Annotated in this window: 22 protein-coding genes (1 of these 22 running past the window's edge); 15 read left to right on the plus strand and 7 right to left on the minus strand. The window is 41.0% G+C overall.

Going from position 1 to position 21,693, the window contains the following annotated elements; all coding sequences use genetic code 11:
* Positions 1–4: 4 nt before the first annotated feature.
* The 3 genes from BK009_RS08615 to BK009_RS08625 all read right to left on the minus strand — a co-directional run bounded on the left by BK009_RS08615 (position 5) and on the right by BK009_RS08625 (position 2,701).
* The gene (locus BK009_RS08615) at positions 5–1,021 is read right to left on the minus strand and encodes an ABC transporter ATP-binding protein (protein ID WP_100909389.1); all 1,017 of its coding nucleotides are present in this window, start codon (positions 1,019–1,021) and stop codon (positions 5–7) included.
* 205 nt (positions 1,022–1,226) lie between these two features.
* A complete protein-coding gene (locus BK009_RS08620; RefSeq protein ID WP_100905412.1) occupies positions 1,227–1,733 on the minus strand; it encodes a PadR family transcriptional regulator in 507 nt (168 codons plus the stop codon).
* 365 nt (positions 1,734–2,098) lie between these two features.
* On the minus strand, positions 2,099–2,701 hold the full coding sequence (locus BK009_RS08625) for a GNAT family N-acetyltransferase (protein WP_100909390.1): 603 nt from the start codon (positions 2,699–2,701) through the stop codon (positions 2,099–2,101).
* A 378-nt stretch (positions 2,702–3,079) separates the two neighbouring features.
* On the opposite strand from BK009_RS08625, the gene BK009_RS08630 reads away from it, so the two are divergent.
* The 5 genes from BK009_RS08630 to BK009_RS08650 all read left to right on the plus strand — a co-directional run bounded on the left by BK009_RS08630 (position 3,080) and on the right by BK009_RS08650 (position 8,372).
* Complete coding sequence (locus tag BK009_RS08630; RefSeq protein WP_169923163.1) at positions 3,080–4,867, plus strand: DNA-directed DNA polymerase; 1,788 nt, start codon at positions 3,080–3,082, stop codon at positions 4,865–4,867.
* Between the two features lie 94 nt (positions 4,868–4,961).
* Entirely contained in the window at positions 4,962–6,122 is a 1,161-nt protein-coding gene (locus BK009_RS08635) for a nicotinate phosphoribosyltransferase (RefSeq protein ID WP_100905410.1), read from the plus strand.
* 81 nt (positions 6,123–6,203) lie between these two features.
* The gene (locus tag BK009_RS08640) at positions 6,204–6,752 is read left to right on the plus strand and encodes a cysteine hydrolase family protein (RefSeq protein WP_100909391.1); all 549 of its coding nucleotides are present in this window, start codon (positions 6,204–6,206) and stop codon (positions 6,750–6,752) included.
* Between the two features lie 110 nt (positions 6,753–6,862).
* Positions 6,863–7,366: a hypothetical protein gene (locus BK009_RS08645; RefSeq protein ID WP_100909392.1), complete on the plus strand. Its 504-nt coding sequence runs from the start codon at positions 6,863–6,865 to the stop codon at positions 7,364–7,366.
* Positions 7,367–7,382: 16 nt separating this feature from the next.
* Positions 7,383–8,372, plus strand: coding sequence for a hypothetical protein (locus BK009_RS08650; RefSeq protein ID WP_100909393.1), 990 nt, complete (start codon positions 7,383–7,385; stop codon positions 8,370–8,372).
* Positions 8,373–8,547: 175 nt separating this feature from the next.
* Here BK009_RS08650 and BK009_RS08655 read toward each other — a convergent pair whose 3' ends face one another.
* Positions 8,548–8,913 carry a cupin domain-containing protein gene (locus BK009_RS08655; protein ID WP_100907129.1) on the minus strand — a complete coding sequence of 122 codons (366 nt, stop codon included), beginning with the start codon at positions 8,911–8,913 and terminating at the stop codon, positions 8,548–8,550.
* Positions 8,914–9,201: 288 nt separating this feature from the next.
* Between BK009_RS08655 and BK009_RS08660 the strand changes: the two genes are divergently transcribed.
* From BK009_RS08660 to BK009_RS08680, 5 genes are all read left to right on the plus strand, one after another.
* Complete coding sequence (locus BK009_RS08660) at positions 9,202–9,681, plus strand: GNAT family N-acetyltransferase (protein ID WP_100909394.1); 480 nt, start codon at positions 9,202–9,204, stop codon at positions 9,679–9,681.
* Between the two features lie 30 nt (positions 9,682–9,711).
* The gene (locus BK009_RS08665; RefSeq protein WP_100905405.1) at positions 9,712–10,410 is read left to right on the plus strand and encodes a class I SAM-dependent methyltransferase; all 699 of its coding nucleotides are present in this window, start codon (positions 9,712–9,714) and stop codon (positions 10,408–10,410) included.
* Positions 10,411–10,448: 38 nt separating this feature from the next.
* Complete coding sequence (locus BK009_RS08670) at positions 10,449–11,153, plus strand: 4Fe-4S double cluster binding domain-containing protein (protein ID WP_100909395.1); 705 nt, start codon at positions 10,449–10,451, stop codon at positions 11,151–11,153.
* A 446-nt stretch (positions 11,154–11,599) separates the two neighbouring features.
* On the plus strand, positions 11,600–11,944 hold the full coding sequence (locus BK009_RS08675; RefSeq protein ID WP_100907133.1) for a winged helix-turn-helix transcriptional regulator: 345 nt from the start codon (positions 11,600–11,602) through the stop codon (positions 11,942–11,944).
* Positions 11,945–12,055: 111 nt separating this feature from the next.
* Positions 12,056–12,829, plus strand: a complete 774-nt coding sequence (locus BK009_RS08680; RefSeq protein WP_100909396.1) for a phosphatase PAP2 family protein — start codon at positions 12,056–12,058, stop codon at positions 12,827–12,829.
* A gap of 62 nt (positions 12,830–12,891) precedes the next feature.
* Here the strand turns inward: BK009_RS08680 and larB are convergent, their stop codons facing one another.
* The gene (gene larB / locus BK009_RS08685) at positions 12,892–13,656 is read right to left on the minus strand and encodes a nickel pincer cofactor biosynthesis protein LarB (protein WP_100905402.1); all 765 of its coding nucleotides are present in this window, start codon (positions 13,654–13,656) and stop codon (positions 12,892–12,894) included.
* Positions 13,657–13,832: 176 nt separating this feature from the next.
* On the opposite strand from larB, the gene hypF reads away from it, so the two are divergent.
* Positions 13,833–16,142, plus strand: coding sequence for a carbamoyltransferase HypF (hypF, locus tag BK009_RS08690; RefSeq protein ID WP_100909397.1), 2,310 nt, complete (start codon positions 13,833–13,835; stop codon positions 16,140–16,142).
* A gap of 49 nt (positions 16,143–16,191) precedes the next feature.
* Here hypF and BK009_RS08695 read toward each other — a convergent pair whose 3' ends face one another.
* Complete coding sequence (locus BK009_RS08695; protein ID WP_100905401.1) at positions 16,192–16,695, minus strand: ArsR/SmtB family transcription factor; 504 nt, start codon at positions 16,693–16,695, stop codon at positions 16,192–16,194.
* A 383-nt stretch (positions 16,696–17,078) separates the two neighbouring features.
* Between BK009_RS08695 and grpE the strand changes: the two genes are divergently transcribed.
* From grpE to BK009_RS08715, 4 genes are all read left to right on the plus strand, one after another.
* Positions 17,079–17,618, plus strand: a complete 540-nt coding sequence (gene grpE, locus BK009_RS08700) for a nucleotide exchange factor GrpE (RefSeq protein WP_100905400.1) — start codon at positions 17,079–17,081, stop codon at positions 17,616–17,618.
* Between the two features lie 25 nt (positions 17,619–17,643).
* On the plus strand, positions 17,644–19,512 hold the full coding sequence (gene dnaK, locus BK009_RS08705) for a molecular chaperone DnaK (protein WP_100905399.1): 1,869 nt from the start codon (positions 17,644–17,646) through the stop codon (positions 19,510–19,512).
* A gap of 280 nt (positions 19,513–19,792) precedes the next feature.
* Complete coding sequence (dnaJ, locus tag BK009_RS08710) at positions 19,793–20,959, plus strand: molecular chaperone DnaJ (RefSeq protein WP_100909398.1); 1,167 nt, start codon at positions 19,793–19,795, stop codon at positions 20,957–20,959.
* Between the two features lie 249 nt (positions 20,960–21,208).
* On the plus strand, positions 21,209–21,583 hold the full coding sequence (locus BK009_RS08715; RefSeq protein WP_100909399.1) for a carboxymuconolactone decarboxylase family protein: 375 nt from the start codon (positions 21,209–21,211) through the stop codon (positions 21,581–21,583).
* Positions 21,584–21,686: 103 nt separating this feature from the next.
* Here BK009_RS08715 and BK009_RS08720 read toward each other — a convergent pair whose 3' ends face one another.
* Positions 21,687–21,693, minus strand: the 3' end of a protein-coding gene (locus BK009_RS08720) for a DedA family protein (protein ID WP_100907142.1). Its footprint extends 626 nt past the window's final position; 7 of the gene's 633 nt are visible here — the last part of the coding sequence; its start codon lies off the right edge, out of view; it ends in the stop codon at positions 21,687–21,689.

The following is a 21,693-nucleotide window of genomic DNA, read 5'->3' on the forward strand; positions in this document are numbered from 1 at the left end:
GATTTCACCTTACCCTCGCTTTTGGTGCCATTCCATGCCTGTGGGGAGTGTATGATGGTTTTTCATTGGCCTGATCACGCATTTCTTTACCGGTTACCGCCAGGAATACGTCTTCCAGTGTAGATTCATTGCTGTTGGTGACTGAGACGATGTTTCCCCCTTCACTACGGATGGTGTCAATGATCAGGTTAAGGGCATTTTCTCCCTGGGCACTTACCTTTAAATTGTAATCATCCTGCTGTGACACTGCAGTGACCATTTCCAGGGATTTGATTTTCCCAATTAGTCCAGTGGTAAGATTGTCAATTTTAACACCGAAGACTGTGGTGTCTCCGTGAGATATCATGTTTTTAAGGTCCTGTGGTGTGTTCAAAGCTGCAATTTTACCGTGATCTATAATGGCTACCCGGTCACTGAGTGCTTCTGCTTCAGTCATGGCATGGGTGGTTAAAATAACGGTCATCCCGCTCTGGTTGATCTCCCGGGTGATGTCCCTTATGGAGAAGGTGGTCTGGGGGTCCAATCCCAGGGTGGGTTCATCCATGAACAGTATCTCTGGTTCCGGTAGAAGTGCCCGTATTACATTGATTCGCTGCTTCATACCTGTTGAAAATTTGCTGATCTGGGTGTTTTTCCATTCCTGCATATCCACCAGTTCCAGCAATTCATCAATTCTTTCTTCCAGTTTCGGTTTGGGTATTTCGTAGAGTTTTCCGAAGAATCTAAGATTTTCAACTGCAGTTAGGCGGTCGTACATGATCATCTTCTCTGCCACCAGACCAATATGCTGGCGGACCATATCTGATTCTTTAATCAGATCAAATCCTGCCACTTTAGCAGATCCTGATGTGGGCCTGGCCAGTGTGCAAAGCATTCGGATGGTTGTACTTTTACCTGCACCATTTGGACCTAAAAATCCAAATATCTCACCTTCCTCCACAGTCAATGACAGATCATCCACAGCTGTGAAATCACCGAATTTTTTAGTGAGATTGTTAATTTCAATGGCATTTTCAGTCATGATACACCTCCATTTTTTATGTTAATCCATTTTTCAAGCTTTTTTACCGAGTTTATTTTATTAATTCCGATTCCAAAATTTTGCAAAGCTATCGCTAATCCAGTCCAAGATAGAAAAATAACGCAAAAAAACTGTATTATACAGTTTTAATTTTAATATACTGTGATGATTATTGAATTGTTGTCGTTAACAACTGTTTACTCCATTATTTTTCCTGGAGAGATTTTTTGATTTTTTTTAGTCTCTCACTTAATTCGCCTATTATTTCCTCGTGTGGAGCCAGTTTTTCTTCTTTAATATCCTCCAGATAGGAAATATATCCTTCAATTTCTGTTAATGCTTTGGTAATGGAATATTCTCCACGATCCATTTTTTCATGAGGTTTAAAACGTCCGTAAAGCTTGTTAATAACTTTATTTCCCTTTTCAGTTAATTCGTATTTTCCATCTGCACGTTTTATGAGCAAATCTTCGTTGACCATTTTTTTCAACATAGGATATACTGAACCTGGTGAGGGTCGTGGCGTTCTGTGTCCCCGGTGTGATTTGCAGGATTCATGGTGTGCCTGAATGGCATCCATAATCTCTACTCCATTTCCAGGACCATTTTCATCCAATACATGGAGTATTAATATTCTTAAACCCCCAAATCTTTGCATCTGCTCCATTTTTTCATGAAATTCTTTGTGAAGATTTTTAAAGGCATCCCACATCTTGAATCCTTACCTCCATTTGATCAGTAATTTTATTCTATCGTGTGATCGATCAAAATCGGTACATTGATATTATTAAATTTACCATTCATTATTTAAACGAATTTAATAGCTTATTTCAAAAGTGAATATCAAGTTACCGATATCGACTAATCGATATTAAGCTGGTTATCATATAAGTAGTTTGTGGTTCGAAGAGAGTGATTACTAAAATCAAGGCCCACTGCTGTATCAAAACTAATTTGAATAGTTAAAAAGGAGTAAATAAGTATTAAAAGTAAAAGAAGTAGGAGAAAACACAATACAGGCGGAAAATATATAAGTCCAAATGGAGACGTAATAGCCAATATAATGAGTAAATACATTTAAAGTAAATATTCCATGTTAAAAGCTCCTTTCTTCCACCCCAACAGAGATATACTTTTTTCTTTGAATTTCCGGAAACCAAATCGCTCATAAAGCCGGAGTGCGCCCTCATTTTCAATATCAACATCCAGAACGGCCCGCCTGCACCCCATTTTCCGGGCCAGTTTTATTCCCTCTTCCAGGATAAAAGAACCTATTCCCTGTCCCCTTGAGTTTTCATCCACAGCCACAATGGCATAGTAAAAATCATCCTCATTTAGTTTAGATAAAAAAAGACTGTCAATTATCTCGATCATTATGAACCTTAAAGAGTCCAGAAAGTTGAAATTGCCGAATATAACCTTTAATTCATTGATTTTTCCAATCTTCTCTCCAGAGGAGTACACCATGATCCCCACAATCTCCTGATCATCGTTGGTTACCAAATATATCTGCTGGTATCCCAGATGATTATCCCCCACCCCAACCAGTCTCCCTAATTTCTCCGAAGCATTCCTCTTGTTACCAAAGAAAAAGTCAAATGTTTCAGCATCGGCTTCGTAAATAAGTTCAGATACCTTGAAGGAATCGTGTTTATTTTTATCCATTTTTTGAAGGTGCATTTATCATTTAACTCCTTGAATTTATTTTATTGTCCAGAATAAACTTTTAAAGATTTTTTAGAAGCAAATAAGATAATAATTATCCTTGATTAAAATTTGTTGCTCATTATTATCAATATTTACACTTGAAATATATGGCTAAGTTAGGGAGATAGTATGAACACTTAATCAATCCCACCCCTTATTAAGTAACATTTTTTTCACTTGCAATGTATGGCGAAGTTAAAGGATGAGTATGATCATTTGAACACTTCACAACCTAGGTGAATAATCATTATCATCCCCACTCCCTGAGGGTTTTATGGCCAATAAGGGATGAATTCATTAGTATTAGATTTAACAAATTATATACCCTGATACATATAAATTAGAAGGTGTATGGAAATTAAAAGAATGGTGCTTCTGGACATTGATTACATCACCAGGGGCGATAAAGCAGTGGTAAGATTATTTGGTAGGGAAAAATCCGATGGAGAAGGGAATTCCATCATCGTGCTTGATTATGGATTCAAACCCTATATTTACGTGGACCCCCACAACCTGGAACAGTGCCATGAACAGTTAGATGATCTGGATCTTGTGCAGATTGAAAAGGTTGAAATGAAAGACTTGGGGAAGTGTAAAGAATTTTTAAAGGTCACCTTTAACCATCCTCAGGATGTTCCAAAACTAAGAGATAAAATAAGGGATTTAAGCCAGGTTAAAGAAATTAGAGAACATGATATTCCATTTTATCGCAGATACCTAATAGATAAAGGATTATTTCCCATGGCAGAGGTGGAAGTAGAGGTGAAAAAAGCCTCCCCTGAAATATGTTCAATCCCTGAAGATATTGGAACCTCGGTTATGGAATTATCCGGCCAAATACAGCCATTTAGCTCTGATTTCCCGGATCTTAAGATTTTAAGCCTGGATATTGAGGTTTACAATCCCCAGGGTATGCCCAATGCTGAAGATGACCCCATTATTATGATCAGCCTCTCTAGTAACCATGGATTGAGGAAGGTAATTTCCACCGTAGAATCCCCCCTGGACTTTATGGAACGAGTGGAAAACGAAAAACAAATGCTAGAGAGATTCGTGGCCATTATAGAAGAGGAAAATCCTGATATCCTCATTGGTTATAACTCTGATAACTTTGATTTCCCCTACATCCGGGATCGTGCCGCCATTTTAGATGTTCCTCTAACCATAGGGACAGATGGTTCAAGTCTTAAATTTATGAAGAGGGGTTTTGCCAATGCCGCACTAGTAAAGGGCAGAGTCCACGTTGATCTTTATCTTATCATGCGCCGTTACCTTCAACTAGATCGTTACACTCTGGAAAGAGTTTATCTGGAGCTTTTCGACGAAGAAAAATATGACATACCAGGGGATGAGATACACCAGTACTGGGATGATTGTGGCTCTAAACTGGAAAAATTATGCAACTATTCCCTGGATGATGCAGTGGCGGTCACCAAGATTGGGGAGAAAATGATCCCCCTGACCCTGGAACTCACCCGTATAGTGGGACAACCATTTTTTGATGTGGCCCGTATGGCCACTGGTCAACAAGTGGAATGGTATCTCATCCGCAAAGCACATGAACAGGGCGAAGTGGTTCCCAACAAGCCTTCCTCCTCACAGTACTCCAACAGAAGAGGTAAAAGAGCAGCCGGAGGTTATGTGAAGGATCCAGTTAAGGGTTTGCATGAGAACATCGTTTACTTCGATTTCCGTAGTTTGTACCCCAGCATCATCATCTCCAAAAACGTCTCCCCTGACACCCTGGTGGATGAATGCAACCCTGAAGATTGCCATATCTCCCCAGAAGGTGGATACATGTTTTTAAAGGAACCAGCTGGATTCGTTCCCTCCATAATCGGCAACATTCTCAATGAGAGAGTGCGTCTTAAGACCCTTATGAAGGAATCAAAAGATGATGAGGAGAAAAAAATCCTAAATGTCCAGCAAGAGGCGTTGAAGCGGCTGGCAAACTCCATGTACGGGGTTTACGGTTACTCCCGTTTCAGGTGGTACCGTCTGGAATGTGCAGATGCCATCACTGCCTGGGGAAGAGATTACATTAAAAAAACCATGGTTAAAGCGGAAAAATTTGGTTTTAAACCAGTTTATGCTGATACTGATGGTTTTTATGCGGTTTATGATGAGAATATAACCTGAAATTTTTGAATCATGCTTAAATCTCCAAATGTACTAATAGCTTAATTATATTATTAAAAAAGTTTCTGAGAATAATATGGGAAGTTGGTGTCCTATGTTCCATATATCTGGAGAAAAGGAAATTTTAGAGGGTGAGATCACAGACGTGTACTTCAATAGAACCCTCCAAATATTGAAAGAGAAAGAAATTAACCCATGGGTTAAAGCAGAGTTTGTGGCCAAATCCCTACCTGAAGAATGGGCTTGGGCCGTGTTCACGGGTTTTGAAGAAATTATCCATCTTTTAATGGATCTGCCCATAAAAGTGCGGGCCATGAAGGAGGGTGCGGTTTTTTATCCCCATCAACCAGTTCTGGAGATAGAGGGTTATTATAAAGATTTTTGTATTTATGAGACTGCTATTCTGGGTTTGATGTGCCAGGCTACGGGTATTGCCACCAAAGCAGCCCGCTACAAGAAACTGGCTGGCGATCGCCTGTTGATGAGTTTCGGTGCCCGGAGAATGCATCCAGCCATTGCCCCTATGATTGAAAGAAGTGCCTTCATTGGAGGGTGTGACGGTGTTTCAGTAATTAAGGGTGGGGAGATCATTGGTGAAGATCCTTTGGGTACTATTCCCCATGCCCTGATACTATGCATAGGCTCCACTGTGGACTCGGTGAAGGCTTTTGATGAAGTGATCGACCCGGATGTTAACCGGGTGGCCCTCATTGACACCTTTAATGATGAAAAATTTGAATGCTTAAATGTGGCTGAAGCAATGGGAGAAAAACTTTACGCAGTGCGTTTCGACACACCCTCCTCCCGGCGGGGAGATTTCCAGCACATCCTCCAAGAGGCAAGGTGGGAGCTGGATCTACGGGGATTTGGAGGGGTTAAATTCTTTGTAAGCGGCGGAATTAAGGAAGAAGAAATCCCAGGTCTGAATCCACTGGTGGATGCCTATGGCATTGGAACTTCCATCAGCAATGCCCCTGTGGTGGATTTTTCCATGGACATTGTGGAAGTGGATGGAACGCCCTTGGCTAAAAGAGGTAAGTGTTCCGGGGCTAAAAAAGTTTTAAGGTGCCAGGAATGCCATGAGGATCTTATTTTACCAGTGAACCAAGAAATGGGCCAATGTAAATGTGGTGGAAGCTACTTAAATCTCCTCCAACCACTGAAGGATAATTGGAACATTGATTATGACCTCCCTGAACCTGGTGAAATTAGGAATTATGTGCTAGAACAAATTAAACATCTACCAGATTTATAATAGAAAAATCCGTATAATTCTATTACCCCTACTATTAATCCCCCTTAATAACTTTGAATTTGATAAATTGGAGAATCTACTATGAAAAGAGCTTTGCTGGTTATTGATGTGCAGGAAGAATATGTTTCCGGGAAGCTACCGGTAACCTATCCTCCTGAGAGTTTGGAGAACATATTATTGGCCATAGATATGGCTAATGCCAACGAAATTCCAGTTATCCTGGTACAGCACACCTCTCTGGCCAGTGCTGCGGAAACATTTCTCAAGGGAACTCCAGGCTGGGAACTCCTCCAGGAGGTTTCCGGCCGGCCATACGATTATCTGGTGGAGAAGAACCTTCCTGGTAGTTTCACTGGCACTGATCTGGAGAGCTGGCTCCGGAGGAAAAATATTGATACCATCACTATTACTGGTTACATGTCTCAGATGTGCTGTGACACCACTGCCAGGCAGGCCTTCCATCGTGGTTTCAATGTGGAATTTCTGTCTGATGCCATCGGCACCCTAAATATGGGCAACTACGCTGGAGAGGTTACTGGTGAGGAGTTACACAGGGCAGTGCTGGTTACCCAGGCCATGCGTTTCAGTAAGGTATTGGACACTGAGGATTGGATAGATGGTCTGAGATAAATCTTCAAGTAATAGCTATTTTTGACCTAAAAAACTATCCTTTGTAGTCAATAATAAAGATAAAGGAAATTGATATAAAAATAGAATAATGTATCAAATGGGGGGGTAAGATGAAGAAAGGGTGTTATGAAAACTATCCTCTGTGGATGGTCATTCTCACTAACATCCATCCCATTTCCATATACATTCTGGGTGCATTCATACTATCCGGATTGGGAATTATCTTCACAATATTATACTTATTATTCTGCCTATGTATGGAAATTAGGCTACTGAAAAGTTGTGTTAACTGTCACTATTATGGTAAGACTTGTGCCTTTGGTAAAGGTCGTTTATCAGCACTTTTGTTTAAAAGGGGTGACCCTGATCTCTTTTACCAGGAGGATATTACCTGGTACGCAGTTCTTCCCGATTTTTTAGTTCTCCTATTTCCCCTGGCCGGAGGAATCATTCTAATTATTAGTAGTTTCAACTGGATAACCCTCCTTCTAATCATCAGCATCCTGATTCTTTCTTTAGCTGGTAACGCTTTTATCCGATCTTTAACCTGTAAATACTGCCGGCAGAGAGAGTTGGGCTGTTCCGCGTTTGAACTTTTTAGTGAGAATGAATGAATAAATGGCGTTTACTATGACTTTCAGTAGAAAAAAATTAAAAACAAGCCCCATCCCATCTTTACTATCCTCTGGCAACCCTGCAATTGAATATTACACTCGCCGTGATCTTTTGGATGAAAATACAGGGAGGGAAGAGGATTTATGGGAGCTTCCAGCAGCATTGAGGATTCTTAGGAAACAGATGGATGATGGTTTTTGGAAGTATCCTGGAAAAATCAGTGGAGATCTGCGTTCCAGGGAGGATTACAATCAAGTGGAAACTTACCGGGTTTTTGGAGAACTTATCTGCAAATATGGATTAAACAAAAATCATCCCCAAATTCGCAAAGCAGCGGAATTTTTTTTCAGCTGTCAAACACTGGAAGGTGATTTTAGAGGTATTTACGGGAACCAATACACCACCACTTACTCCCCAGCCATAATGGAACTTTTGATTAAAGCAGGCTACGGCAATGATCATCGAGTGAAAAATGGTTTTCAGTGGTTGTTTTCCATGAGTCAGGATGATGGGGGCTGGGTTATCCCCTTCCGAACTTCAGGCATGAATATAAAAGAAGCGTTACTGGCCAGTGCACCAGAGTTACCGGACCGATCACGTCCATTTTCACATCTGGTGACAGGAATGGTTCTTCGAGCTTTAGCAGCCCATCCGGAATATCTTAAATCTGAAGTAACAAGAAAAACAGCCAAAATTCTGGCCATCAGACTGTTCCAGGCAGATAAATATCCGGATCGGAGGGGCAAGGAATACTGGGAAAGGGTTTCATACCCATTCTGGTTCACCGACATCATCAGTGCCATGGATTCCTTATCAATTATTGGATTAAGTAGAGAAAATCCGTATATAAAAGAAGGTTTGGACTTTTTAATTCACAAACAAAATGATGAAGGCCTTTTTGATTTGAAGATTGTGAGGGGAAGTGATAAGGATCTTAAATACTGGATTTGCCTGGCCATTTGCAGAATACTTAAAAGGTATGGTTTCAAGTTGGAGAATAAATAACCTGACAGGTAACCTGACCAGGATTTAGTGCAGTGTCTAGGATCACATGGGCAGAAATATTCTCTCTTATCCTGCTCTCTGGAATAAATTAAATAGTTAATGAGTGAAGAAAGATAGTGCAAAAATAGCTAGGGCTATTTATTCTAAATAAAAATAGAGGTAGTAGGGATATTAATTATATCCATTCAACCCTGTCATCAGTAAGGTCTCCACCTGCATTCCCAGTATTAACCGTTCCGGTGGGCTCTATCAGCATCACATGGCATTCTTCTTCACATAACGGTTTGTGTTCAACTCCCCTGGGAATCACCACCATTTCTCCTTCCTCCAAATACAATGTTTTTTCTTTCAAGTCAATTTGTAAGTTTCCATGGATAACCATGAAAACTTCATCAGTCTCCGGATGGCTGTGCCAGATAAAATCTCTTTTAGCCTTCACAATCTTAAAATGATAATCATTCATTTGAGCAATAACCTTGTAAGAATGTAATTCATCTATTTTAGAGAATTTATCCTTGAAATTCACAACATTAACATCCATTTTAAGCACCTGACTCTTATATATCCAATCATATCTATTAAAGTGTTTATATGTGCAACTACCAGTTATCCAAGAAAACGAAGAAAATTAAATACATAAACAGATTTTTAAATGAATACAAATATTGTGAAAAATCATCTAGAAAAAATAATGCCACCATTACCAAACCACTCTTTAAAGAAGTGTCATCTATGCCAAAGAGTGTGCTTTAATATTTAGGGTAAACATTAAATGAATAAGAATTTGAAAACAGATTGCCATTAACTAATTTCATCGGGATTTAATATTATGAGCATTGTAAAATTTATTGAAACCAATCAATTGAATCTAGATTTAATCCAGCCACTGTGGGAAAAACTGAATGAACATCACCGAAGGCAGAAATCCGATTTCAAAGATCACTACGCAAATTTCACTTTCCAGGAGCGCAACAAGGTACTTCTAAACAAAGCCCGGGATGGGGACATGCTTATCTGTCTGGCTGAAGATGAAGATTCTGGAATTCTTGTTGGGTACGCGGTTACAACCATATCTTCGGAAAATGTAGGGGAAATTGATTCAATCTATGTGGAAGGTGAATATCGTTTGCAGGGGATTGGTAATGAGTTAATGAAACGCTCCCTGGGATGGATGGATAAAAAAGGTGTAAATTCCAGGAAAGTGGTAGTGGCAACAAGTAACCAGGAAGCTATTTCTTTTTATGAACGTTATGGATTTCGTAGGAGATCTATAAATCTAGAAAAGCCGTTGGATCATTTGAAGTGGTAACTAAATATAACATGAAATGGGGGATAGTAATTGGAAAGAAAAAATCATCATCATTTACTGAAAGAAAAGTTCAGTCAGGGCGCCGAAGAATACGACCGACAACGAAAACATGTGATTCCCTGCCTGGAAGATCTTTACCAAGTCACATCTGACCTGGCCAATTTTGACACTGCAAAACCCAGAGTACTTGATCTTGGTGCTGGAACTGGACTTTTAACATCTTACCTCCATAAAAGGTACCCTGAGGGAGATTTCATCCTCCTTGATTTGTCAGAAGAGATGTTGAACATTGCCAGGACCCGATTCGAAAATCTTCCCTATTTCCATTACGTGGTTGCGGACTACTTAGAACACGAATTGGAAGGGGAGTTTGACATTGTGGTTTCATCCCTGTCCATTCACCACTTGGAAAACCATGACAAGAGGTTTCTGTATGACAAAGTCTACCAGCACCTGAATTCAGGGGGTGTATTCATCAACGCCGACCAGGTTATGGGACCTTCTCCTGCCAATGAGAAGGAATACTATCGAAACTGGCTGGAAAAAATAGAAATGGGTTCTTTATCTGAATCCGAAAAAAATACCATACTTGACAGGATGAAGCTGGATAAACCAGCATCACTGGCAGATAATTTAAAATGGCTCAAAGAAATTGGTTTTGTTGATGTGGATGTTTATTATAAATACTACAATTTCGTTGTTCTCTATGGGAAACGGATTAGATCATGAATGCTTATTTGTAGGGAACAAATGATCAAGGTGATGGTATGGATTTAAACCAAAAACTTAGAAAAGTAGCCCTTGAAGAAGGAGCTGATTTTTATGGTGTGGCGGATCTTGCGCTGGCAAGGGATTTCATCCAGGATCAGGGCGGGGAGGAGGTTGCCTCTTACCCCCGGGCCATTTCACTGGGGATTAGGATCTTGGACAGTATTGTGGACCAGCTCCCCAATCGCCAGGAACGGGCAGTGGCGGTTAATTACCGCCATCAGGGTTATGATATTATCAACCGACGTCTTGATCTATTAGCATCACGTTTAAGCAGCCTTATCCAGGATGAAGGGTACTGTGCTTTACCCATACCTGCATCGGAACGATATGATGATGAACGGATCTGCGCGGTTCTTTCTCATAAACTGGCTGCCCACCTGGCTGGACACGGTTGGATTGGGAAAAGCTGCCTCTTGATCACTCCTAAAGTAGGGCCACGTGTACGTTGGATAACCATACTCACTGATGCCCCCCTCACAGTCACTGGAAGCCCGATGAATGAACACTGCGGGGATTGCACAGAATGTGTGGATATCTGTCCGGTTTCTGCGTTCACCAACACCCCTTTTCATCCTGATGACCCTCGGGAAGTTCGTTACCATGCTGCAAAGTGTGAAAAATACTTGGGCGAAGGTGAAGAATGGGCAGTTTGTGGATTGTGTGTCTACATATGCCCCCATGGGCGAAATAAAGGAAAATAGCTAAGTGTAAATGTTTAATGAAAATATGAGTAGTTAATAGAAGATTAGTGTAAATATGGGATAATTTAATGCTAATTTATTCAAAAAATCAATGAAAAAAGAATTTATAAAAAAGAAAAAAAATGAAAAGTATTTTATAACTTCTGATTATTCTTCTGCATCCATCATTTCGCCGTAAGTGATTTCTATTTCACAGCCTTTAGGACCGCAACAGAAATGTTGTAAATCGAATTTCACCATCATTTTTTCACCTCGATAAATATGTTCGACAATACATAATAGTAACTAATAGTATTTAAAGTACGTACTGACACGGACCATACATACTTACATAAATTATACATAGTAACTTTGCTTATACCATTAATAGTATCTTCCATATAATAGATACAAACGCTATAAAAAAAATCAAATTAAAAAAAAATGTTATAGTTCTGGTGATCCCAATGTCCCCCCAGGGAAAAAATCACGAATACATATGTTCAGTAGAAGCCGCCATTAATGAAATAGGTGGAAAATGGAAATCATTAGTGTTATGCTCCTTAAAAGACGGTACACTGAGGTTTAGTGAAATTAATCATAAATTACCAGATATAAGTCAGCGAATGTTGACAAAAACCCTGCGTGAGTTGGAAAAAGACAGGATTATCAGTAGAAAGGTCTATCCAGAAGTACCCCCCAAGGTTGAATATTCACTGACCTCTAAAGGAGAGTCTGTTATCCCTATTCTGGATTCCCTGTGCGAGTGGGGTAAAAAATATGGTGCAAGTGAGGAAAACTGGGAAGAATAATTCCACTAATCATAACCCATATCCCTACACTGATTCCAAATCACACCCATTCCTTAGGACTGGATATTCATAACTAATTTGTAACCTGATTTTAGTGAGAGTGAATAGTAAATGGCTATTAACAGCCCTGAAAAGTTAGAACTCAAATTGTTTGACTTTAAAAACCAAAAAAAATTGATGTTAATTTTTTGTACCACTATTTTATGGGTTGGTGCACTCATTGCCCATTTTACTCCTGGTTTTGACTACTGGCTGGTGGGCAGTTTCAATTCCCTGCGGGCTAATTACATCTACGCAGATTTCTGGTATTATTACACCAAATATATGCTTTATGTAGTTGGATTTCCACTCATAATCATTTATATAGCTTCATTTAAAATTCAAAAATTAAAGCCATATCGTTTGGTATTTATGTTGGCTATTATGACCTCTGCAATTGGAAATCCCATTGTGGATCCTATGTTAAAGGATTTAATTGCTCTTCCACGACCCCAGGTAGCCCATCTGGATCTTAACAGTTTATACTATGTTAGTGGGTTTTCCTTCCCTTCGGGACATGCTTTCCAGTCATTTGCAATAACCTTACCCCTTATAATCTGTTTCTTGACCAATGATGCAACATTTAAAAGAAACTGGAAAAAGATAGTTTTAGCGTTGATTCTTCTGATTTATGCCCTAACACTGGCTTTCAGCAGAGTTATCGCTGGAGTGCATTACCTATCTGATATTTTATTCGGAATTGGATTTGCATTAATTTTAATGGTAATTTTAGCCAGCTTACTGCAATGGTTACTGGATAAAAACTATTTGAACCTTGAAAATGAGAAATGGTATGCTACGATCGTCATAACCATTACCCTCATCAATTATATTTTCATTCGTTAATTATTTCAATAAGGGACCTAATTTTACACATCGATCAAACTAATATATCCATTAAAAAAAATTTAATCATTTATTGTCTGTTTTACCACTGTAGCCGCGAATACTGCTGCTCCAAACCCATTGTCAATATTTACCACTGCTATTCCGGGGGCACATGATTGTAGCATGGAATTAAGTGCTGCGAAACCACCGGCCCCCACACCATACCCTACTGAAGTGGGTACTCCAATCACTGGAACATCCACCAATCCCGCCACCACTGAGGGTAGTGCTCCTTCCATACCCGCCACCACGATGATGGCCTTCACATCAGATTCTAACATTCGCCGTATCTGGGAGAACAACCTATGAATCCCAGCCACCCCCACATCGTAGGAGGTCAGTACTTCACATCCAGCCTCTTCAGCCACCATACGAGCTTCTTCGGCCACCGGAACATCAGATGTGCCGGCGGTGATTATTCCCATCTTGCCTTTTTTTTCTATTTCCCCATCTTTAATGAGCAAAATCCGGGCTTTAGGATTGTATTCCACCATCAAACTTTCATCATTAAGAAGGAGTTGGTCTTTAAGTTTTAGGTATCGTTTCTCTTCCAAACGAGTCACCATCACCCGTCCCCGTTTTGCACAGTTGTTGATTATCTTAAGAAGCTCAGGATCAGCCTTGCCTTCAGCATAGATAGCCTCTGGAAATCCAGTGCGAACATCACGTGCAGTATCTAACTTTGCAAAATCCTCCAATTCTACAATTTGCATGGTTTTAAGCATTTTTTCAGCTTCATCCACTGATAATTTACCATCTATTAATTCCTGGAGTACTTTCTTCATACTATCCTCTGCCTCATCAATTTATATATAAGTCGGAAGTATTAATAAGAATTCCATAAAGTGAAAGTTTTAAGATAGCATATGTTTAAATGTTTTAGATCAATCCGAATTCCTTTAAAATTAGTCATTCCTGCCAGATTTATTGGATTAATTATTGAAAAAATGAGGCGTATTAATTGAAAACAGCACGTATACTTGTTCAGGGAATTGTACAGGGAGTTGGATTTAGACCCAATGTTTACAGACTAGCGAAAAGCCTGGAAATCAATGGATACGTGCGAAATCTTGGTAATGTAGTTGAAATAATAGTTGAAGGTAAAGAAAGAGATATCAAAATCTTCACCAATGATTTAAAGGTTAAAAAACCACCGATATCCAAAATTGACAGCTTGGAATTAGAGTGGTTGGAAGATGATAAAAATGAATTTACTGATTTCCAGATACTGGAAAGCTCCTCCCATTTCTCCGGATCATCGGTGATCCCTCCTGACGTGGCCACCTGTGACCGGTGCATGGATGAAGTTATTAAAACTGGTGACCGGCGTTATCAGTACCCATTCACAGCTTGTACTGATTGCGGACCTCGATTCACAGTTATAAATTCCATCCCCTATGATCGACAGCGGACTTCCATGGAAGAATTCCCATTATGCCCGGATTGTTTAGAGGAATATCAGAACCCTGAAGATCGGCGCTACCATGCTGAGGCCACCTGTTGTCCGGTGTGTGGGCCGGAAGTTTTCCTTTACCGCGAAGGGCGGGTTGAATCTGATAATCCTATTAAAGAAGCAGCACAGCTTCTGGATGAGGGTAATGTGCTGGCAATGAAGGGTATTGGGGGCACTCATCTAGTGGCCAGTACCATTGATGATCTCCCGGTGATTAATCTGCGTGAGAGGCTGGGTAGGATGAACCAGCCATTTGCCTGCATGTCTCCTGATGTTCCCACCATACGTAGCTTTGCTGAAGTGGCCGATTACGAAGAAGAAACGTTAATATCACGAAACCGACCCATTGTTGTCCTTAAGAAGAACAGAGATTATTACTTATCCCCCCATGTTGCACCGTACTTGCATAATCTGGGGATTATGCTTCCCTACTCTGCCCTGCACCATCTGATTTTCTCCTACACTGATACCCCTGCTTTTATCATGACCTCCGCTAACATGCCCGGGGAGCCAATGCTCACCCAGAACCCGGAGATAATAGGTAAACTGGAGGGTGTGGCTGATTATTACCTCCTGCACAATCGGGAGATTGTTAACCGCTGCGATGATAGTGTGGTTCGTTTCCGGGGTGGTGATCTAGCATTTATCAGACGTTCCAGGGGTTATGTTCCGGAACCATACGATTTTTCAGATATAAGCAGGAATTTGAATGTCCTGGCCCTGGGCCCGGAGATTGATGTGACTTTTTCCTTACTTAAAGAGGGTAAATGTTATGTATCCCAACATATTGGAGATACCACCAAGTACGAGACTTTCATCTATCTACAGGAAGCCGTTGACCATATGATGGGAATTACCCGGACTGCAGCTATTGATTTGGTGACCTGTGATCTTCATCCTCAGTTTTTCACCACTAAACTGGCCCATGAACTTGGTGAAAGATTCCAATGTCCAGTTTTGAAGGTGCAACATCACCATGCCCATGCTGCTGCCCTGTTCATGGATTGGGGAGTGGATGAATATATCTGCATTGCCGCTGATGGTGTGGGTTACGGTGCGGATGGTGGTGCCTGGGGTGGGGAGATACTATTCTTTGCAGGGGAAGAATATGAGCGGATGGCCAGTTTAATGCCTCAAAAAATGCCTGGTGGAGATTTAACCACCCGCTACCCGGCCCGGATGATGATGGCCATGCTTTATCCCTATTATGGTGAGGAAGAAGTTGTGGATCTCATAAAAACATACTACTCTGATTATTTCCCCCACGGAGAAAAAGAGGTAAACATAGTGGCCAGTCAGCTTGGGAAAAATTTCAACCTCACCGAAACCACTAGTACGGGAAGGTTACTGGATGCACTTTCTGTCTGCCTTCGTATCTGTGGAGAAAGGACTTACGAAGGAGAATGTGCTATGAAACTGGAGTCAGCTGCCCATGGTGGTGATGATGTCCTTAATATTCCCCTTAAAATCTTTAAAAAAGATGGCCGGGATGTTCTAGATACCTCAAGTATACTTATATCGGTTCTGGAAAAACAACTGGAAGGAGTCCCACTTAGAGACCTGGCATACTCTGCCCAGCATGCTGTTTCCCAGGGTTTGGCCAAGCTAGCAATAATCGCGGCTGAAAAAAAGGGAGTTAACGTTATTGGAGGGTCAGGGGGAGTTTTCTATAATGAAGCTATTAGTATGGGCATTAAAAGATTTGTGGAGGATGCTGGTTACAGTTTCATCCAGCATAAGAACAGTTGTGCAGGGGATGGTTCTGTTTCATTGGGGCAGGCTGCAGTGGCCGCTTTAAAATGTGAGAAAAAATCTTAATTTAAGTTTCATTTACACGAATCAAAGGTCTAAAACTAATTGATCTTACCTATGGTTCTTCATTGGAGGATTCTTCCCTCCCAAACATCACTGGGAGATTCAAGGAACGTATTTTTATGGCTCTTTTTCTTTCATCCACCTGACGTAAAAGGATTTTTGCGTGTTTTTTGGCCTCATCATAGTTTTGGATGAGGTTTTCCAGTTCTGATGAAACATCTTCCCCTAGTCGGGCTTTTTCCTCTAATATTTGCAGTTCCTGGAACTCATGACCAGGTGATTTAACACGGATGGTACCCTGGCTCATGAATATCTGGAATTCCACATCATTGGAAATGTCATAATATTTCCTGGGCCTTCCTCGTTCTATTTTCTGGAAATTAGAGCTTAAAAGGCCTGCTTCTTCCATGGCCCTCAGGTGTTCGATGATGGCCTTCTGACCTATCTCCAGTTCCCGAGATATCTGGCTGACAAAACGAGGCTCATCCCGTAATAAGTCAAGTATGTCCCTGCGGGTTTTGCAGCCCATTACATCCAGTAATAATTCTAAATCCATTTTTCTTCCACTTTTTTTATTATAATTGTATGATTGTTGTTGATTTATGATTTATGTATCTATCTAAATCAATCTCAATTTTAAATTGGCTTAATTAATTTTTTAGAGTTTCTTTTTTTAAATTCTCAGTTTACTTAATCAACATATGAATCTTCGATGAATGCGTTCCAGCCATTATCCACCGGTTCTGAAACTAAAAAATTTTTATAACTATTGGTTATTATAATGCCTATTTTCAGAAAGGTTTATATAACCTTTGGTTACTATACTTTTATATAACTTTTGGTAAGTATAACCATGATTTAGAGAAAGGTTTATATAACCATTAGTAACTATAATGGTAAAGCTACTATATCTTCCCATCCCCGAGTAAAGGTGAATAAATGACAGATAAAAAAGATGTTGGCAAGATGCAGGATGAACTGAATGAATTAAAGTCAGAGATCCAGAAAAAAGATGATGAAATCAAGGAGAAGGAAGAGGAAATCACCAGCAAAGATGAAAAGATAGAACAATACCATGAACGGCTATTAAGACTTCAGGCTGATTTTGATAACTTTAAAAAACGAACCGAAAAGGAGTTAAGTGATCAAATTCATTACGCCAATGAAAAACTCATACTTAAAATATTAGACTCCTATGAAGACCTGGAAAGAGCCCTCAAGTCCGGTGAATCCCATGACCTCCATGAAGGAGTGGAAATGATCTACCAGAACCTCAAAAACATCCTAGAAGGAGAAGGCCTGGAAATAATCCCTACTGAAGGGGAAAAATTCGACCCATTTGAGCATGAAGCACTCATGGCCGAAGCCCATGAAGACTTTAAGAATGGAGAAGTTATTGAAGAACTCTGTAAAGGTTACAAATTAAATTCTAAGGTTATAAAGTATTCTAAAGTTAAAGTTTGTAAAAAAAATGATTGAATATTAGAATAAGAGGTGTATTTGCATGGCTAAAACAGAAAAAATTATAGGAATTGACTTGGGAACCAGTAACTCTGCTGCTGCAGTGCTGGTGGGTGGTAAACCAACCATCATCCCCAGTGCAGAGGGAGCTACCCAGTACGGTAAATCATTCCCCAGCTACGTCGCCTTCACTGATGATGGTCAACGCCTGGTGGGAGAACCTGCCAGAAGACAGGCTGTAACCAACCCGGAAAAAACCATCACCGCCATCAAAAGGCAGATGGGTACCAGTTACAAGGTAGATATCTCAGGTAAACAGTACACACCACAGGAAATCTCAGCCTTCATCCTGCAAAAGATTAAAAAGGATGCTGAAGCGTTCCTAGGGGAGGAAGTGAAAAAGGCAGTTATCACCGTGCCCGCTTACTTCGACGACAACCAGAGAACCGCAACCAAAGACGCGGGAACCATTGCCGGACTGGACGTGGTGCGACTGGTCAACGAACCAACTGCCGCCAGCCTAGCCTACGGTATTGACAAATCCAGTGATGATGAACTGGAAATCATGGTTTTCGACTTCGGAGGAGGTACACTGGATGTGACCATCATGGAATTCGGAGGCGGAGTCTTTGAAGTTAGATCCACCAGTGGGGACACCAAACTAGGTGGAACTGACATGGATGCCACAGTCATGAATTACCTGGCAGAGGAGTTCAAAAAAGACACCGGTGTGGACATCATGAACGATGACCAGGCCGTGCAGAGGTTAAGAGAAGCTGCTGAAAAGGCCAAAATCGAACTATCAACCACCCTAACCACTGAAATCAACCTACCATTCATAACCGCAACGCAAGACGGGCCAAAACACTTGACCCACACCCTAACCCGGGCTAAACTGGAAGAACTGGTTGATTCCATCATCAAACGCTGCTCCAGCCCAATGGAACAGGCCTTATCCGATGCTAAAATGTCTAAAAGTGATGTGGATAAGATCATCCTTGTGGGAGGACCTACTAGGATGCCCATTGTCCAGAAATTCGTGGAAGACTACATCGGTAAACCAGTAGAACGAGGAATTGACCCCATGGAATGTGTGGCTGTGGGAGCAGCAATTCAGGGAGGAGTACTCGCTGGAGAAATCAAAGACTTGGTCCTTCTGGATGTAACTCCATTATCCCTGGGTATTGAAACTCTGGGAGGAGTGTTCACCAAATTAATTGAACGAAACACCACCATACCCACCAAGAAGAGCCAGGTGTTCACCACCGCTGCAGACAGCCAAACTTCAGTAGATATACATGTCCTGCAAGGTGAACGATCAGTGGCCACTGGAAACACCACCCTGGGAAGGTTCCAGCTGATAGGAATTCCACCAGCACCAAGAGGAATGCCACAGATCGAGGTAACCTTCGATATAGATGCCAACGGTATTCTCAATGTATCTGCCAAGGACATGGGAACTGGTAAAGAACAGGCCATTACCATCACCGCACCTAACAAGTTATCAGAGGACGAAATTGACCAGAAAATCCGGGAAGCTGAACAGCACGCTGAAGAGGATAAGAAGCGCCAGGAAGAAGTGGAAATCCGGAACAACGCCGATTCAATGATCTACACCGCCGAGAAAACCCTGGATGAACTGGGTGACAAAGTCCAGGCCGACCAGAAAACCAAGATCGAAGGACTGATCAAAGAACTACGTGAAGTTATTGGTGGAGATGATCTGGATGCCATTAAGAGCAAAAATGAAGAGCTGACTAAAGTTGTGCAGGAAGTTGGAGCTGCTATTTACCAGCAAGCCCAGCAAGAACAGGCTCAACAACAACAGCAAGGTCAGGATGCTCAGGGGCAACCCGGTCAGGATCCTAAGGATGACGACTCCGTCGATGCCGACTATGAGGTAAAAAAATAGATCAACAGGGAAGTATGAATGGAGGGGGATGAGATTTTATTCTCACCTCCCCCCTTACTACCCAACACTTTTATTATATTTATTCCACTAAAATTGAAATACACTTAAAAATAATATCCTTGAAATTTCTTAAAAAATGTAGATTTGAATTAAGATTTAAACTTAGAAAAAATTTAGATTAAATTTAATTTGAATTGATTTTAATTTCACACTAATAAAATTCATCATAAATAGATATATTATCTAAAATATAGATTCAGAGGATTTAAGGAAGATTAGCATGGCAGAGAAGCGCGATTATTACGAAGTCCTGGGAGTGGAGAAAGGAGCCACTAAGAAAGATATTAAAAAGGCCTACCGTAAACTGGCCATGGAATATCACCCTGATGTCAGCGAAGACCCCGAAGCAGGTGAAAAATTCAAAGAAATCAGTGAAGCTTACGCAGTGCTATCTGACGAAGAGAAGAAAAATACCTACGACCAGTACGGCCATGCGGGAATGGGAGGATTCAGTCAGGAAGACATATTTAACAATATTAACTTCGAAGATATTTTCCGTGGCTTCGGATTCGGAGGAAGCCGTGGCGGTGGGGGAGCAGGTGGTTTTGAGAGCATATTCGATCTTTTTGGATTTGGAGGAGGTCGTCGTAGCGGACCACAGCAGGGCGATGATGTGCTATATGAAATGAAGATCACCCTAGAAGACGCAGCCCACGGTCTGGAAGAGGACATTGCAGTCCCTCATAAAAAAACCTGTCCCCATTGTAATGGATCAAAAGCCGAACCTGGAACAGAAAGCAGGACTTGCGATGTCTGTGGAGGTAGTGGTCAGGTCAGACAGGTGCAAAACACCCCATTAGGCCAGTTCGCCACTATACGTCCATGCAGTGCCTGCCGTGGTGAGGGGAAAATAATAGACAGCCCCTGCCATGAATGTCATGGTAAAGGTATTGTAAGACAAAAGAGCACCATCCACGTGAAAATACCTGCAGGAGTAGAGGATGGATCCCGTCTGCGAGTTCCTGGTGAAGGAGATGTTGGTAAACGTGGCGGACCCCCTGGAGATCTTTACGTTCTCATCAGGGTGAAACCACACCAGTACTTCCAGAGGGAAGGAGCCAACCTCCACTATGAAAAATCAATAAGCTTTGTCCAGGCCACCATGGGAGATAAAGTTGATGTTCCCACCATTGATGGAGAAGTGGAGCTTAAAATACCGGCCGGAACCCAGACCGGAACATCATTCCGAATTAAAGGCCATGGAATGCCCCATTTAAGATGGAATGGTAAGGGTAATCTGTACGTGAAGGTTAAGATTGTCACTCCCCGTAAACTCAGCCCCCGTCAGAAGGAACTCCTGGAAGAGTTCGCGGAGGTCAGTGGTGATGAGATATACCATGAAGAGAAGGGGTTTTTTGACAAAGTGAAGGATGCCATTAACCACTAACATCCTAATAACCATTCTAAACCTTTTTTAATATATTTTTATAAAAACTGAATCCCCCTAATCTCAGTACTAGCTACAAGTTCTACTGAACCCCTATCACCTTCCTCTGAAACCCCCATTATTTTTATAAATCCCCACCAGGAAATCAATAGAAAAGTGAAACTATTTATTTTACATCAGACTATTCTCATCTAATTGAAGATAGCTTCTAAAAAGTATAAAAGATGTGATCCGGTGAACATTCAAAGAGTGCAAGATGAAAATCATGACATAAATGTGGAAGAAATAATAGGGAAAATAGATGGTTATTTTGGTTTCGTGCCTAAAATATTCCAGGTTTTATCAGAGAACCCACCTGCCCTAAAAACATTTTTCGACAAAGTTGAAGTTATGATGGTAGATGAAGCCCTTTCCCCCCTTACCAAGGAATTTGTGTCCATTGGAGCTGCCGCTGCTCTGGGATCAGCCCACTGCCTCCGCACCCACCTAGAGGTAGCCCGGGAATTCGGAGCCAGCCAGGAACAGCTGCTACTGGCCATCTTACTGGGCACCACCATCACTGAAACCACCGCACTTTCCAAATCATTACGAGTCTATGAAGACTTTTGCACAAGCAAAAAATGAAAATAGAAACCAGTTTTAATTCTTTTAGTCCTTAATTTTCAAAAACTATTCCTAAAATGATATTCCTAAAAATATTAATTTATCTTAAAAAGCAATATTAACATTATTTA

Origin of the sequence: Methanobacterium subterraneum, assembly GCF_002813695.1 — an archaeon.
GTDB lineage: Archaea > Methanobacteriota > Methanobacteria > Methanobacteriales > Methanobacteriaceae > Methanobacterium > Methanobacterium subterraneum.